This is a genomic window from Fusobacterium perfoetens ATCC 29250, assembly GCF_000622245.1.
Lineage (GTDB): Bacteria > Fusobacteriota > Fusobacteriia > Fusobacteriales > Fusobacteriaceae > Fusobacterium_B > Fusobacterium_B perfoetens.
Genome location: NZ_KK211416.1, coordinates 495,568 through 512,644, shown reverse-complemented (window position 1 = coordinate 512,644; position 17,077 = coordinate 495,568). Strand labels below are relative to the sequence as shown.

Sequence of the window (17,077 nt, the reverse complement as noted above, 5' to 3'; positions counted from 1 at the left end):
TAAAAAATTAAGAATTAATCTATAATATCAGCAATTTCTTCAAAAGATTTTTTTGTTATTTTTGGTAATTCATAAGTTGTATCAGGTTTTCCTACTACTAATATCATTACAGGTTGCTCTCCCTCTGGACGATTAAGAATTTCTTTTAAGAAAAGCATTGGAGATGGAGTATAAGTAAGTGAAGCATAACCAGCATTTCTAAGAGCATTTATTAAAAATCCAATAGCAATTCCTATTGATTCATTAGGATAATAATTTTTATCGATAGTTCCATCAGGAAGTTTTACATAATTTTCTTTAAAAATTCCAATAAGACAAGGAGCTTCTGTTAAGAAAGGTTTTTCATAAGATAAAGTTAATTTTTCTAAGTCAGCTTTCCACTCTTTTGAAATTTTATTTTCATAGAAATCTTTTTCAATCTTTTCAGCTTTTTCTCTTATTTTCTTTTTTAAGTCTTCATTTGTGATAATAGAAAAATGCCAAGGTTGTTTATTAGCACCATTTGGAGCAGTTCCAGCTGTAAGGATACAATCTTTTATAACTTCCATATCAACTTTTTCAGGTAAAAATTTTCTGTAAGTACGACGCATTTGAGATTCTTTTAATAAGTCTTTTGATGTTAATGGCATAATATTCCCTCCTAATTTATTTTTACATGTATTATAGCATAATTTAGAATAAATTAATTAAAAACTTGACAAAAAATAAAAATAATATAAAATTAAAATATAGAGAAATTACTAAAAGGAAGTGATAGATTATGATGGATTTATTAAAAAAATTAAATTCTGAAAAGTATGATATAGTTACAGGAGCAAAAAAATATTATGGAATAAAAATAATAGAAAAGAAAGATAACTTTTTATTAGTAGAAACAAGACCAGAAACTTATATGTTGGTAAATATTGATTCTGTAACAACAATTACACCAGCAAAAGAACTTTCATATGGAACTATTGCTAAAAATATCAGATTCTAAAAAAATATAATTTTATAGCTACATTCAAAAAATTTTTATTTTTATAAATTTAGAATGTAGCTTTTTTTATTTTAATTTTTGATAGAATTTGATTGAAATTTAAAGAAAAAGATTGATTTTTTAAAAGAGGTATGATATTATAGAAAAAAAGGAGAAAAATATGTTAAGCGTAGAGAGATATAATCTTATTTTAGAACTAATAAAACAGAAAAAAAATATAAGATTGAATGAAATTGTAGAAGAATTAAAAATTTCTGAAGCAACAGCAAGAAGAGATTTAAATTTTTTAGAAGCTAAGAAAAAAATAAAAAGAGTTCATGGTGGAGCAGTCTTAGTAGATACAAAAGAAGAAGATATAGATTATAAAAAATTAATAAATATCGAAGAAAAAGAAATAATAGCAAAAAAAGCTATAGAACATATAGAAGATGGTCAAACAATATATTTAGATGCAGGAAGTACAACGGGAGCTATGATAAAATATCTTTCAAAATTTAAAGATCTAAAAGTTGTAACTAATGGATACCACTATATAAATGATTTATTAAAGTTAAAAAATATAGAAGTATATATTTTAGGTGGAAAATTAAAAGAAAAAACAGGAGCTATTGTTGGAGTTACAGCTTTGTTAATGTTAAAGAATTTTAATTTTGATATATCTTTTTTGGGAACCAATGGAGTTGATAAAGATGGATATTCTACGCCAGACCCAGAAGAAGTAATTGTAAAATCAGAGGCAGTTAAGCGTGGAAAAAAAGTTTTCTTCTTATGTGACCATACAAAATTTTTTAATAAAACTTTTATAAATTTTGCAAAATTAAATGATGGGGTATTAATATCAGATACAAATATTCCAGAAGAATTAGAAAATAAATAAATCAATCAAAAACAATCAAAAGGAGAAAAATATGATATATACAGTAACTTTAAATCCAGCTGTTGATTATTATCTATCTATGGATAAATTTATAGAAGGAGAACTAAATTCTCTAAAAGATGCCTATACTCTTCCAGGAGGAAAAGGGATTAATGTATCAAAAGTTTTAAAAAATTTTGGAGTGGAAAGTATAACTTTAGGTTTCATTGGAGGATTTACAGGAGAATATATAAGAAAAAATATTGAAGAATATGGTATTCAGCAAGATTTTGTAAAAATAAAAGAAGATACAAGAATAAATATAAAAATGAAAACAAATGAAAAAGAAAGTGAAATTTCAGGGAAAGCTCCAAATATTTCAAAAGAAGAATACAAAATATTTTTAGAAAAAATAAAAAATATAAAATCAGGAGATATATTAGTTTTATCAGGAAGTATTCCAAAATCTTTACCAAAAGATGTATATGTGGAAATAATTAGAGAATTACCAAGTGGGGTAAAAGTAATTGTAGATACAAGAGGGGATTCATTAAAAGATGTTTTAAAAGAGGGAGTATTTTTAGTAAAACCTAATAATCATGAGTTAGAAGAATTTTTTGGAGAAAAATATTTTACAGATGAAGAAATAATAGAAGCAGGAAAAAAATTAATGAAATTAGGTAGTGAAAATGTATTAATTTCTTTAGGAAAAGATGGTTCTATATTAATAACTAAAAATGGAGTTTATAAAGGAAATGTGCCAAAAGGAAAATTGATAAGTTCAGTAGGTGCAGGAGATTCTATGGTTGCTGGAGTTCTTTATGGAATAAACAGAGGAGAAAAAATAGAGGATGTTTATAAATATGGGATAGCTTCTGGAAGTTCAACAGCTTTTTCAGAAGGATTAACTACTTTTGAAAATATGAAAAAATTATTAAATGAAATTGAAATAAAAATAATTTAAAATAAAAATATAAAATATGGGGGTAAAAAATGTTAAAGGACATGCTTATTAAAAATTGTATCAACTTGAATCTTAAAGCTAAATCAAAAGATGAAGTCATTGATGAAATGATTGATATGCTTATGAGTAATGGAAGATTAAATAATAGGGAAGAGTATAAAAAAGAAATTTTAAAAAGAGAAGCTCAAAGTTCAACAGGTTTAGAAGAGGGAATAGCAATTCCACATGCAAAAACAAAAGCTGTAAAAATACCAAGTATAGCTTTTGGTAGGTCTTCAGAAGGTGTAGACTATCAATCTTTAGATGGAGAGCCTTCAAAATTATTTTTTATGATAGCAGCACCAAGTGATGCAGCAGATTCTCATATAGAAGTATTATCAAAATTAACAACTTTATTATTAGATGATGATATAAGAGAAGCTTTATTAAATGCTAAAACAGAAGATGAAGTTTTAGAAATATTATTAAAAGAAACAGAAGAAAAAGTTGAAGAAAAAATTGAAAATACAAATGGGCTTCCAGAAGTTTTAGCTGTTACAGCATGTCCAACAGGAATTGCTCACACATATATGGCAGCAGATTCTTTAATGAAAAAAGCTACAGAAATGGGAATAAAAATTAAAGTAGAAACTAATGGTTCTACAGGAGTAAAAAATCAATTAACAGAAAAAGAGATAAAAAATGCTAAAGGAATTATAGTTGCAGCTGATAAAAATGTTGAAATGGTAAGATTTGATGGAAAACATGTAGAAATTGTTCCTGTTATTGAAGGAATAAAAAATCCAGAAAAATTAATAAAAAATGCTGTAGAACAAAAAGCTCTAATATATAAAGCTGAGAATACTGGAGCAGTAGTAAATGGGAAAAAAGAAAAAAAAGGATTCTATAAACATTTAATGTCTGGAGTATCTAATATGTTACCATTTGTTGTAGGTGGTGGAATTCTTATAGCATTATCGTTTATGTTTGGAATAAAAGCTGTTGACCCAAGTGACCCATCATTTAATCCATTGGCAAAATTATTAAGTGATATTGGTGGAGGAAATGCTTTCTTTTTAATGGTTCCTGTTATGGCTGGATTTATTGGAATGAGTATAGCAGATAGACCAGGATTTGCTCCAGCAATGGTAGCTGGACTTATTTCAGCAAATAATGGAGCAGGATTTTTAGGAGCTTTAATTGGTGGATTTTTAGGTGGATATTCAATAGTATTTTTAAAGAAAGTATTTGAAAAATTACCACAAGGTTTAGAAGGATTAAAACCAGTTCTTCTTTATCCAGTATTTGGAATTTTTATTACAGGAACTTTAATGTATAAAGTAATTCTTTCTCCAGTAGTAGCTTTAAATACAGGAATGACATCTTTCTTAAATGGACTTGGAACAGGAAATTTAATTTTATTAGGAGTGATTGTAGCAGGAATGATGGCTGTTGATATGGGAGGACCAATAAATAAAGCAGCTTTCACATTTGGAATTGCAATGATATCAGCAGGAAACTATTATCCACATGCAGCTGTAATGGCTGGAGGAATGGTTCCACCTTTAGGAATAGCAATAGCAACAACATTATTTAAAAATAAATTTACAAAAGATGAAAGAGAAGCAGGAAAAACTTGTTATGTAATGGGAGCTTCATTTATAACAGAGGGAGCTATTCCATTTGCAGCAGCCGACCCAGCAAGAGTACTTCCAGCTTGTATAATTGGTTCAAGTATTGCTGGAGGATTATCAATGTTCTTTGGAGCTCAATTACCAGCACCACATGGAGGAATATTTGTAATACCAGTAGTAACAAATCCTATAATGTATTTAGTTTCAATTATTGTTGGCTCTTTAGTAACAGCTTTAATTTTAGGATATATTAAAAAATCTGTGCATGAATAAAATAATTTTGAACACAAAATAAATAATTAATATATAAGGAACTATTGTAAGAAAAAGTAAAACAATAGTTCCTTTTCATTAAGAATTTTTATTTTTTATAAGAAAAGAAAGAATTTTTTTAAATAAAAAAAATTTTTTGATTTTTTTAGAGATTTGTAGTATAATCAAAAAAATTGAGAAATAATTTAGGAGGTGTAAAATGGTAGAAGTTGATAAGAAAAAAGCAAGTTATTTAATATTTTTTATAGCTATTTTCATTACTGTAGTTTTAGCTCGTAGTTTTTATTTTAATTTGAATTTAAAACCTACAAATATAACAACAAAATCACATAAAGAAAATGTTGTTTTATTAAATACAACTACTACATCTTCAAATTATATTTCAATGAGAATCTCGAGAATAAAAGTTTTAGAAATTTTTGTTGAAAGAGATAATTTACCACCATTTTTAAAAGCTTTTGGTGAATTTTTTGAAATTGAAAAAATAGTAAAAATAATAGAAAAGAAAATAAAAATAGATTTTTTCTATTCTATTTTGATGAGATATAGGGATAGAATTCTCCGAATTTAATAAAATTTTATTCATTTAAAATACAATTGAATAAAATTTTATACAAGGAGAAACTGTCATGAAAAAATTATTTTTAGGAACTGATGTAGGTTCAACGACTGTAAAAATTGTCTGTCTTGACGAAGACAATAATGTGATTTACTCAGTTTACCAAAGACATTTTTCTAATGTAAGAGAAACTTCAAAGGAACTTTTTGAGGATTTTTTTGCTTACGTAGAAAAAAAATTTGGAACTGATATTTCTTTTAAAATAAACATTACTGGTTCTGGAGGAATGGGAGTAGCCAAGTGGATTGATGTAGATTTCGTTCAGGAAGTTATCGCTTGTATAAAAGCTATTGAAACAGTAATTCCAGAAACAGATGTAGCAATAGAATTAGGTGGAGAAGATGCAAAAATAACATATCTAAAAAATGATATGGAACAGAGAATGAATGGTAGTTGTGCTGGAGGAACAGGGGCTTTTGTAGACCAAATAGCTTCATTGTTAGATACAGATGCTTCAGGACTTAATGAACTTGCTAAGAATTATGATACCATTTATCCAATTGCTTCAAGATGTGGAGTTTTTGCAAAGACAGATATACAACCATTAGTAAATGAAGGGGTAAGAAAGGAAAATATTGCAGTTTCTGTATTTCAAGCTGTTGTAAACCAAACTATAACTGGTTTAGCTTGTGGTAAAAAGATTACTGGTAAGATAGCTTTTCTTGGAGGACCTCTTTTCTTTTTGAGTGAATTAAGAAAAAGATTCATAGAAACTTTAAAACTTTCTGATGAAGATATTATTTTTCCTGAAAATTCTCAACTTTTCGTTGCTCAAGGAGCTTGTATTTTATCAAGGGAAAATAAAAAGGAATTTACTTTTAAAGAGTTAAAAGAAAAAGTTTCAGTTTTAGATAATAAAGGACTTCCTGAAACTATGAGTTTAGCTCCTTTATTTTCTTCTGAAGAAGATAAAAAAGAATTTTTTGATAGACATGATAAAGAAAAAATAGAAAAAAGAGATTTAGAAACTTATGAGGGAAATGCTTATTTAGGAATTGATGCAGGTTCTACTACAATAAAATTAGTTCTTGTATCTGAAAATAATGAAATTTTATACTCACATTACTCTCATAATAAAGGAAATCCATTAGATAATGTTTTAGAAAATTTAAGAAATCTATATTCTAAAATGTCAGATAAAATAATAATAAAAAGTTCTTGTGTTACAGGATATGGAGAAAACTTAATAAAAGCAGCTTTAAAAGTAGATGTTGGTGTAGTAGAAACTATGGCTCACTATAAAGGAGCTAAATTTTTCTCGCCAGATGTAGATTTTATACTTGACATTGGTGGCCAAGATATGAAATGTTTAAAAATAAAAGATGGGGTTATAACTTCCATACTTTTAAATGAAGCTTGTTCTTCTGGTTGTGGTTCTTTCTTAGAAACCTTTGCTGGAAGTTTAGGACTTTCAATTCAAGAGTTTGCTGAGTTAGGAATGAATGCTAAAGCTCCTTCAGATTTAGGAACTAGATGTACAGTATTTATGAACTCGAAAGTTAAACAAGCTCAAAAAGATGGAGCTGATGTTGGGGATATATCAGCAGGACTATCATATTCGGTAGTAAAAAATACTTTATTTAAAGTAATAAAAATGAAAAATAAAGAGGAACTTGGAAATAAAATAGTTGTTCAAGGAGGAACTTTCTTAAACAATTGTGTATTAAGAGCTTTTGAATTAATATCTGAAAGAGAAGCAGTAAGACCAAATATAGCAGGACTTATGGGAGCTTTTGGAGCAGCTATTATTTCTAAAGAGTATGCAGCAGAACATCAATTAGAAAAATCATCATTATTATCATTACAAGATATAAATGGATTTACAACACAAACAAATTTAACAAGATGTGGAATTTGTGGAAATAATTGTCTTTTAACTATTCATAAATTTAGAAGTGGAGAGAGATTTATATCAGGTAATAGATGTGAAAAACCTTTAGGAAATAACAAAAAAGAAGAAGTTCCTAATATGTTTGAATATAAATACAATAGAATATTTAATTATAAACCTTTAGAACCATCTAAAGCTATTAGAGGAGAAATAGGAATTCCTAGAGTATTAAATATTTATGATTCTTATCCATTCTGGTTTACTCTACTTACTAAACTAGGATTTAGAGTAATAATATCTGATGATTCAAATAAGAAAATATATGAAAAAGGAATGGATACTATATCTTCAGATTCTATCTGTTATCCAGCAAAAATGGTTCATGGACATATTATAAATTTAGCTGAAAAAGGTATAAAAACAATATTCTATCCATGTGTAATCTTTGAAGAAAAAGAATATAAAAAAGCACAAAATCAATTTAACTGTCCAATAGTAATATCTTATCCAGAAGTTATAAAAAATAACTTAGATATTTTAAAAGAAAAACATATAGATATGATGATACCGTTTTTCTCAATGGAAAGTAAAGAAGTTCTTGCTAAAACTGTTTTTGAAGAATTCCAAAAATTTGGGGTTACTAAAAAAGAAGTTGAATTAGCTGTAAATGATGCTTGGGAAGAAAGATATAATTTTAGAAGAGATTTACAAAATAAAGCTAAAGAGATAATGGAGTATTTAGAAAAAACAGGAAAAACAGGAATTGTTATTTGTGGAAGACCATATCATAATGACAAAGAGATACATCATGGAATACCAAATATAATTAGTTCTTTTGGAATACCAGTACTTACAGGAGATGCAGTAGCCAGTCTTACAGATTTAGATGAGGGATTAAGAGTTATAGACCAATGGACTTACCATTCAAGACTTTATAGAGCAGCTACTTTTGTAGGAAAACATCCAAACTTAGAATTAGTAGAATTAAATAGTTTTAGTTGTGGATTAGATGCAGTTACTACAGACCAAGTAGAAGAAATTTTATCTAACTATGGAAAAGTTCATACTATTTTAAAAATAGATGAAGTAAGTAATATGGGAGCTGTAAGAATTAGAATCAGAAGTTTACTAGCAGCTTTAGAGGATAAAAAGAGAGCTTTAAAGAAAATAGTAAAAAATAGAATTGAATATAGAAAAAATCATTTTACTAAAAAAATGAGAGAGGAATATACAATTCTAGCTCCACAAATGTCACCAATACATTTTGGACTTATAAAAGATGCATTTAAAGCTGAGGGATATAATTTAGAAATATTAGAAGAAACAAAAGAAGCTTTAAATATAGGATTGCAGTATGTAAATAACGATGCTTGCTATCCATCAATATTGGTAATAGGTGAATTAATATCAGCATTGAAATCGGGAAAATATAATATAAATAAAACTGCTGTTATGATTTCACAAACTGGGGGAAGTTGTCGGGCAACAAATTATATAGGATTCTTGAAAAAAGCCTTAAGAGATAGTGGATTTGCAAATGTACCAGTTTTATCATTAAATACTATGGGATATGAAAAACAAGAAGGATTTAAACTTACACCAAAGTTAATTCACAAAACTTTGATGGCTGTTTCTTATGGGGATATCCTAATGAAACTTTTATATCATGTAAGACCTTATGAAACAATACACGGAATTACTCAAAAAATATTTGATAAATGGTATGATGCAGTAAGACCAAATATAAAAAATGGAAAACTTTTACAATTTAGAAACAACTTAAATAATATTGTAGATGATTTCTCATCTATAAAAATAACGGGCGAACAAAAAGTTAGAGTAGGAGTTGTAGGAGAAATTCTTGTAAAATTTAGTCCATTTGCAAATAATTATTTGGTAGATTTTATAGAATCAGAAGGTGGGGAAGCTCGTACTTCAAGCTTGATGAGTTTTGTAAATTATTGTATTTACAGCGAACACTTCTTGAAAGAAAGATTTAAAGGAAAATTAGCTAGTATGAGAGCTAAGGCTGCTTTAAAAGTTACAGGTTTCTATACAGGATTTGTTAATAGAGCTTTAAGTAGATGCAAAAGATTTAAACAAGAAGACTTTATAGGTCATATTGCCGACAAAACTTCAAAACATATTTCTATAGGACATCAATCAGGGGAAGGTTGGTTCTTGATGGGGGAAATGATAGAACTTATTGAACATGGAGTACCTAATATAGTTTGTGTACAACCATTTGGATGTTTACCAAACCATATTACAGGAAAAGGAATGATAAAAAGATTGAAAGAAGAATATTCTCAATCAAATATAGTTTCAATAGATTACGACCCTGCTTATTCTGAAGTAAATCAAATAAACAGAATAAAATTAATGATGTCAGTTGGGAAAAGAAATATATTAGCATAAAAATTAATGGGTTCACATATATAGAGGGTAGATGGGAGACTACCCTCATTTTTTTATGGAATTATTGGAAAAATTATAGTATAATCAAGTAAAAAATAATAGAGGGTGATACAATGATAGAAGCTAAATTAAAAAATATACTTGCTATGCTAATTTTTGGAACTATTGGAGTATTTGTAAAAAATATAGAACTTTCTTCTAGTGAAATAGCTTTAACTAGAGGAATTATTGGTGGAAGTATATTATTAATATTTATTTTTTTGACAAAGGAAAAAATATCTATAATATCTATAAAAAATAATTTAAAAATTTTGTGTTTTTCAGGATTTGCTGTTGGAATAAATTGGATTTTTTTATTCCAAAGTTATAGATATACAACTATTTCTAATGCTACACTTAGCTATTATTTTGCTCCTATTTTTGTAACTATTTTTTCTCCTATAATTTTAAAAGAAAAGTTAAATTTTTTTAAAGTTATTTGTATATTTATGGCATTAATTGGAATGGGTTTTATAGTTGGAGTAGATGGAATTACTAATAAAAGGGATTTTATAGGAATAATATATGGACTTTTAGCAGCTGGATTTTATGCTAGTGTAATATTGAGTAATAAGTTTTTAAAAGATATAAGAGGGATAGAAATAACAGTTGTACAATTATTTGTATCAGCACTTACTCTTTTACCATATGTATTAGCAGTAGAGGGAAATAATATTTTAAAAGTTTCTAGTAGCTCAATACCATATATATTAATATTGGGAATTATTCATACAGGAATAGCTTACCTTTTATATTTTTCATCAATTCAAAAATTAAAAGCTCAAACTGTGGCAGTTTTAAGTTATATTGACCCTGTTTTTGCTGTTATAATCTCAGGATTTTTATTAAAAGAACCTTTAGGATTTTCAAAAATTATTGGAGGAATATTAATTTTAGGTTCAAATTTTATGAATGAATTTTTAAATAGAAAATAGGAGGAGATTATGGAGGAAATAAAATTAATTATTGTTATTCAATGTGAAATTTCTAAAAGAAGATGTAGTGGATTTCATTGTATGCAATCTTTTTTCAATAGAGAACACCTTTTTAAAGATTATCCCCAAGATAAAGAAATAAGATTTTTAACTTTTCAATGTGGAGGTTGTAATGGAAAAGGAGTTAATATTCTCTTAAATAATGTTTCAAAAGTATTAAAAAAAGAGGGGAAAATCACGAAAGATAATATAGCTATCCATCTATCAAGTTGTATGGCTTTTGAAAATCATCATTCTCAAAGATGTATGTTTATAGATTTTATAAAATCAGAAATAGAAAGACTAGGTTATAAAAATATAGTAGAGGGAAGTTATCTTTCTAAAACTGCTACAAGAAGAAGAGAAGAGGGAGTATATAAAAAATATTAAAAAGATAGAGAGATGTTAAAAAGTTTTATAAAAACATCTCTCTATTTATATTTTTATTTATTTCTATAAAAACAAAGTAAATCCTTTGGAAAATTATTTATTTTAGAAATTAAATTATCAATTTTAGAGGAAATCATATTTTTATCTCTTTCATTTACTACAATAAGTATTTTTAAATTATTGATAGCCCTTGTCATAACCAGATAATTTTCATAAATATTTTCATAATTGAGAGTTTCTTCATTTAAGAAAAAATCTTCAAATTTTGTAATAAAAATAAGATTATCAAATTCTCTTCCTTTTATAAAATCTACTTTATGAGTAATAGTGTTTTTAGTAAAGGAAAAATCTCTGACAGAAATCTTTGAAAGAGTTTCATAATTTTCTATAAAAAGTGAGTTATGAAGATTTTTTTCTTTTAAATTTTCATAACCTTTTGAATTTATAGGTCTAAAATTAAAATAGATAAGATTTTTATTATATCTTAAATCAATCTCTAAATCATTTTCTTTATAGTAATATGGATAACACAAAGAATTTTCTAAACTATTATAAAGTTCTTTTTCTGTAACTAAACAATAAGTATCTCTATCCATTAAAATATTATTTTTAATAGAATAAAGTTGTTCAAAATAATCTATATATTTTTTAGAAAATTTAGAAGTATAATATAATAAATATCTAAAAGTAAAATCAGCTAACCAATAATCTAATCTATAACTTATATTTAAGTCAAATTCAATAACTTTATTACTATCTTCTATTCCGAGAACTTTCCAAAAAATATTTTTTATATTATTTTCTCCAAAATTATTAAAGTAATAACCATTATAATTAATTTGATTAGCATCAGTTAAAAGTATAGTATTTATATCTTGTCCATATAAATTTAAACAACTTATTAGATTTTTAAGCTCTGCAAAAGATTTAGAAGAATGGGAAACTATATCATTAACCTCATCTATATAAATTTCTTTTATATCCTCATAAAGAATAGTTTCGGTTTTATAATATGGTTTAGTAGAAGTAGAAACTTTTATTTCTACTCCTTTGTCATTAGCCTGTATATATCTATCTTTTGTAAGTAAATCAAGAAGAAAAATATTATCTCCATATAAATCATATTTAGAATGAAGATAATTGTATAGGGTACTTTGTTTATCTTTTAAAAAGATTAGAATTTTTTTATTATTATACATTGAATAATCTTCATTTTTATTAAAGACATTAGAAAAATTTCTATTGATATTTTCTCTTAAAAATTCTTCTAACCTATATTCCATAATATAAGTTTTACCAGAACCAGCTACTCCATATATAAAAAGAAATTTATTTTTTAAGTTTTCAATACTTTCAGCTATACCCTGTTGATTTTGGTCTAAAACCATATAATTATTATTTAAATTATAAGTGATTAAATCATTTATAATATTTTCAGAATCTCGAATTTTAATATTTCTAAATATCCCTATTTCATTAAAATTATCAAGGTTATCATAAGTTTTTATCTGATTTAAAACTAGAGAATAGAGCTCTGTAAGATTTCCTAATTTATTAATATCTTCTTTAAAAATAGTGTGAGTAAATATCATATTTTTAATATTTTCTTTAATCTCTTTATTTAAAAGTTTTTCAAAATCTTCTTTTGAAAGGTTAGGGAAAACTACAAAAGAACAAGTAGGGATATTAACTTCATTATATTTAGAATTTAAGTTTTTTAAAGTTTTAAAATAGTTATTAAAATCATTTAGGTATCTTTTACATTGACTTTCATAAGGATTATTTTTGACAGATATATTTTTAGTTTTTAAAGAAAATCTTAATTTAAAAAATTCAGATAATCTTTGTTCTCCTAAAAAATCAATACTTTCAATATAATTTTTATCCCAATCTTTAACTTCTAATATAACAAAAAAATTATTTTTATTATAAATTAAAAAATCTATTCTTCTTCCTCTAAATACATTAAATTCTTTAAAAAAGTATATATTATTATTGTGAGAACCTAAAAAATTTAAATTTTCAGCAACTAATTTTTCTCCAGGAGTATAGGAAGATAATGTTAAATCGAATTTAAAATTTCCTCTTATTCCATTTATACAATCATAAAAATGATACATTATAATATAATTCCTTTTTCTATTAATTTTTCTTTTAAAAGATTAGGAGAAGTTAAATGAATAGTATCTATTCCTAAATCATTAGCAGCTACAATATTTTCTTTTGTATCATCTATAAAAAGAGATTCTTCAGCTTTTAAATTATAAGTATCTAAAAGAAGATTATATATTTCATATTCAGGTTTTAAAAGTTTACAATGTCCTGATATAACTTTTCCATCAAATAATTTAAAGAAATCCCATAACTCATTAATATTATCAAAAGCTGGATAATGAAAATTTGAGATTATATAAAGTTTGTAGTTTTCTTTTAATTTTTTTAATAACTCAGCATTAAAAGTTATAGGAGCTAAACAATCAATAACTTTTGTATCAAACATTTTCTTGATAATTTCTCTACACTCTGGAAGTTCTTTAGAAAAAAGTTCTATAGCTTTATCATATTCTAAAGTCCCTCTGTCTAAATCTTTCCATTCTTGTCTTCCAAAAACTACTTGAAAAAACTTTTCTCTATAAATTTCTGGAACATTTTCATTTACAAATTTTTCTGGATGAAAGGAAACTAAAACATTTCCTAAATCAAATATAATATTTTTTATCATAATGACCTCCTAATCTATTAAGTTTATATTTTATTATCTACTTCTATTATATTATAAAAATACAATAAAATAAATTAAAATTTATATAAATAAAAAAGGACACTACATAGTAATGTCCTTTTGATTATTTAAGATAATTTTGCTACAATTAAATCTGTTACCATTTGAGGGTTTGCTTTTCCTTTAGAAAGTTTCATAGCTTGTCCTACAAGTCCTTTTAATACTCTAGGTTTTCTTCCTTCGTCAGAATTTTTATAGTCCTCAATTAATTTTGGATTATTTGCTAAAACTTCTTCAACTAAAGATTCAATAGCAGAAGAATCAACTACTTGAGCCATTTTCTCCTCTTCAACTATTTGAGAAGGAGTTCTATCGTCAGTAAATTTCATTTCAAAAACAGTTTTTGCTATTTTTGAAGAAATAACATTTTTATCAATAAGAGTTATAATTTCTCCTAAAGTTTCTGGTAAAATTGGGAAGTTTTTAATTTCTATATTATTATTTTTTAGATATTTTAAAACTTCTGTCATTATCCAGTTAGAGCTTACTTTTGGATTTTTAGAAGCATGAGCAACTTTTTCAAAGTAATCAGCAAGTTCTATATCTTCACAAAGAATATTAGCATCATATTCAGGAATTTGATATTCATTTATAAATCTGTGAATTTTATCTACAATATTTTCTGGCATAAGAGCTTTTATTCTTTCGATTTCTTCATCTTCAATTATAACTTTTAAAAGGTCTGGCTCAGGGAAATATCTGTAATCCATAGCCTCTTCTTTACTTCTCATTACTCTTGTGATTTGATGTTCGTCATCCCAAGTTCTAGTTTCTTGGTCTATAACTCCACCTTTTTCAATAACTTCTATTTGTCTATTGATTTCATAATCAATAGCTCTTGCTACTGCTTTAAATGAGTTTAAGTTTTTAACTTCAACTCTAGTTCCAAATGGTTCTCCTTTATAGTGAACAGAAATATTAGCGTCACATCTTAAAGAACCAAGTTCCATAGAAACATCACTTACACCAGTATATTTTATAGTATTTTTAAGTAAAGTTAAATATTCATAAGCTTCTTCTGAAGTTCTCATATCAGGTTCAGAGATAATTTCAACTAAAGGTATAGAAGCTCTGTTAAAGTTAATAAATGATTCATTAACTCCATGGATAGATTTTCCAGCATCTTCCTCTATTTGAATTTTTGTAATTCCAACTCTTTTTTCTTTTCCATTAACATTGATATCTAAATATCCTTTTCCAGCATAAGAATTTTCAAATTGAGTTATTTGATAGTTCTTAGGAGTATCAGGATAGAAGTAATTTTTTCTGTCAAAAGAACATTCATGATTTATTTTACAATTAAGAGCTAGAGCAGTTTTGATAGCATACTCTAAAACTTTTTTATTTAATTTTGGTAAAGCTCCAGGGTGTCCTAAACAAATTGGACATGTATGAGTGTTTGGCTCATCATTATCATAATCTGTACTACAATTACACCAAACTTTTGTATTTGTTTTTAATTGAAGATGAACTTCAAGTCCTATTACTGATTCCCACTCTTTTATCATTATTTCTCAACTCCCTCAGGAAGTTTCCATTCCCCTCTTATTTTTTCAAAAGCACTTCCTACTGATAATAATTTTCCCTCTTCAAAGTATCTTCCTAGAAGTTGCATTCCTACTGGTAAACCATTAGAAAGTCCTGCAGGAATAGAAAGTCCTGGAACTCCAGCAAGGTTTGCTGAAAGAGTAAATATATCTTCTAAGTATAATTCTAAAGGTGTTTTTACAGCATCAAGAGAGAATGCTGTAGAAGGTGCTACAGGTGTAAATATCATATCTACACTTTCAAAAGCTTTATCAAAATCAGATTTTATTAAGGCTCTAACTTTTTGAGCTTTTTTGAAATATGCATCATAGAAACCAGCACTTAAAACATATGTTCCTATCATTATTCTTCTTTTTACCTCGCTACCAAATCCTTCACTTCTAGATTTTACATATAAATCATTGATATCTTTAGCATTTTTACTTCTATATCCATATCTTATTCCGTCAAATCTAGCAAGGTTTGCACTAGCTTCAGCTGGAGCTAATACATAATAAGTAGGTAGAGCATATTTTGTATGAGGAAGAGAAATATCTACAATTTCTGCTCCTAATTCTTTTAATTTATCTAAAGCTTCAAACATAACTCTTTTAATATCTTCATTCATTCCATCTACAAAATATTCTTTAGGAACTCCAATTTTTATACCTTTAATATCTTTTCCTAAAAATTCTGTATAATCAGGAACTTCTAATTTACTAACAGTAGCATCATAATCATCATATCCAGCTATAACATTCATAGCAAGAGCAATGTCTTCTACATTTTTAGCAAGTGGTCCAATTTGGTCAAGAGATGAAGCAAAAGCCATAAGCCCATATCTTGATACTCTACCATAAGTAGGTTTTAATCCAACAACTCCACAGAAAGAAGCTGGTTGTCTAATACTTCCACCTGTATCAGAACCTAAAGATATAAAACATTGTTGTGCAGCAACAGAAGAAGCTGCTCCTCCACTACTTCCTCCAGGAACTTTTGATAAATCCCAAGGATTTTTTGTAAGTTTGTAACAAGAAGTTTTTGTACTTCCTCCCATAGCAAACTCATCCATATTAGTTTTTCCTATAATTATTGCATCAGCTTCTTTTAATTTTGTAACAACAGTAGCATCATAAATTCCCTCATATCCTTCAAGAATTTTAGAGCAAGAAGTAGCAGGGTCATTAAGTGATACCATATTATCTTTTATAGCCACAGGAACTCCAGCAAGATATCCTACCTTTTCACCTCTAGCAATTTTTTCATCAACTAATTTTGCCTCTTCAAGAGCTTTTTCTTTTCTTAATGAAACAAAACTTCCAATTAATTCATCAGTTTTTTCTATTCTATCAAATATAGCATTAACAACCTCAAAAGAAGTAAGTTCTTTATTAAGAATTTTATTTCTAACTTCTGAAGCTGTAAGTTCATAAATTTCTTTCATTAGAATTCCTCCCAAAATAATAAATTTTTATTCTCCACCAACAACTTTAGGAACTACAACAGTACCATCAATTTCTTCAGGAGCATTTTTTAAAGCCTCTTTTACAGAAAGAGAAGGTTTTACTTCATCTTCCCTTAAATTATTAGTATCGTTGTTTACCTGAGATAAAGGTTTAGTATTCTCTGTGTCTAATTCATTTAACATATCAATGTAATTTAAAATTTCATTTAATTCAGTTTGATATTTTTCAATTTCATCATTGTTAAATTCAAGTCTAGCAAGTTTTGCAACTTTTAAAACTTCTTCTCTAGTTAAAGCCATTTTTTCCCCCTTTATATTAAAAATTTTATATATTTAATTAAAATTAC

The 17,077-nt window shown here is 26.5% G+C and carries 14 protein-coding genes; 8 read left to right on the top strand and 6 right to left on the bottom strand.

The features are described 5' to 3' along the window. Positions 1 to 14: 14 nt before the first annotated feature. The gene (locus T364_RS0109345; protein ID WP_027129362.1) at positions 15 to 629 is read right to left on the bottom strand and encodes a nitroreductase family protein; all 615 of its coding nucleotides are present in this window, start codon (positions 627 to 629) and stop codon (positions 15 to 17) included. Positions 630 to 760: 131 nt separating this feature from the next. Between T364_RS0109345 and T364_RS0109340 the strand changes: the two genes are divergently transcribed. The 8 genes from T364_RS0109340 (at position 761) to T364_RS0109305 (ending at position 10,956) form a co-directional block, all read left to right on the top strand. After that, complete coding sequence (locus tag T364_RS0109340) at positions 761 to 979, top strand: hypothetical protein (protein WP_027129361.1); 219 nt, start codon at positions 761 to 763, stop codon at positions 977 to 979. A gap of 160 nt (positions 980 to 1,139) precedes the next feature. After that, entirely contained in the window at positions 1,140 to 1,856 is a 717-nt protein-coding gene (locus T364_RS0109335; protein WP_027129360.1) for a DeoR/GlpR family DNA-binding transcription regulator, read from the top strand. Positions 1,857 to 1,887: 31 nt separating this feature from the next. After that, positions 1,888 to 2,799, top strand: coding sequence for a 1-phosphofructokinase (gene pfkB, locus T364_RS0109330; protein WP_027129359.1), 912 nt, complete (start codon positions 1,888 to 1,890; stop codon positions 2,797 to 2,799). Between the two features lie 29 nt (positions 2,800 to 2,828). Further along, entirely contained in the window at positions 2,829 to 4,685 is a 1,857-nt protein-coding gene (locus T364_RS0109325; protein ID WP_027129358.1) for a PTS fructose transporter subunit IIABC, read from the top strand. Positions 4,686 to 4,884: 199 nt separating this feature from the next. Then, complete coding sequence (locus T364_RS0109320) at positions 4,885 to 5,256, top strand: hypothetical protein (protein WP_027129357.1); 372 nt, start codon at positions 4,885 to 4,887, stop codon at positions 5,254 to 5,256. Positions 5,257 to 5,314: 58 nt separating this feature from the next. Then, positions 5,315 to 9,553, top strand: a complete 4,239-nt coding sequence (locus T364_RS0109315) for an acyl-CoA dehydratase activase-related protein (RefSeq protein WP_027129356.1) — start codon at positions 5,315 to 5,317, stop codon at positions 9,551 to 9,553. A 113-nt stretch (positions 9,554 to 9,666) separates the two neighbouring features. After that, complete coding sequence (locus T364_RS0109310; RefSeq protein ID WP_051532718.1) at positions 9,667 to 10,527, top strand: DMT family transporter; 861 nt, start codon at positions 9,667 to 9,669, stop codon at positions 10,525 to 10,527. Between the two features lie 9 nt (positions 10,528 to 10,536). Beyond that, positions 10,537 to 10,956 carry a CGGC domain-containing protein gene (locus tag T364_RS0109305; protein ID WP_027129354.1) on the top strand — a complete coding sequence of 140 codons (420 nt, stop codon included), beginning with the start codon at positions 10,537 to 10,539 and terminating at the stop codon, positions 10,954 to 10,956. A 53-nt stretch (positions 10,957 to 11,009) separates the two neighbouring features. Here T364_RS0109305 and T364_RS0109300 read toward each other — a convergent pair whose 3' ends face one another. From T364_RS0109300 to gatC, 5 genes are all read right to left on the bottom strand, one after another. After that, positions 11,010 to 13,076, bottom strand: a complete 2,067-nt coding sequence (locus T364_RS0109300; RefSeq protein ID WP_027129353.1) for a DEAD/DEAH box helicase — start codon at positions 13,074 to 13,076, stop codon at positions 11,010 to 11,012. Further along, the gene (locus T364_RS0109295; RefSeq protein ID WP_027129352.1) at positions 13,076 to 13,678 is read right to left on the bottom strand and encodes an HAD family hydrolase; all 603 of its coding nucleotides are present in this window, start codon (positions 13,676 to 13,678) and stop codon (positions 13,076 to 13,078) included. Before T364_RS0109295 ends, T364_RS0109300 begins: the two co-directional genes overlap by 1 nt. Positions 13,679 to 13,806: 128 nt before the next feature. Further along, positions 13,807 to 15,246: an Asp-tRNA(Asn)/Glu-tRNA(Gln) amidotransferase subunit GatB gene (gene gatB, locus T364_RS0109290; protein ID WP_027129351.1), complete on the bottom strand. Its 1,440-nt coding sequence runs from the start codon at positions 15,244 to 15,246 to the stop codon at positions 13,807 to 13,809. Continuing rightward, a complete protein-coding gene (gene gatA / locus T364_RS0109285) occupies positions 15,246 to 16,709 on the bottom strand; it encodes an Asp-tRNA(Asn)/Glu-tRNA(Gln) amidotransferase subunit GatA (RefSeq protein WP_027129350.1) in 1,464 nt (487 codons plus the stop codon). The genes gatB and gatA overlap by 1 nt, the downstream gene beginning before the upstream one ends. Before the next feature lie 27 nt (positions 16,710 to 16,736). Beyond that, on the bottom strand, positions 16,737 to 17,030 hold the full coding sequence (gatC, locus tag T364_RS0109280; protein WP_027129349.1) for an Asp-tRNA(Asn)/Glu-tRNA(Gln) amidotransferase subunit GatC: 294 nt from the start codon (positions 17,028 to 17,030) through the stop codon (positions 16,737 to 16,739). Between the last annotated feature and the right edge of the window lie 47 nt (positions 17,031 to 17,077).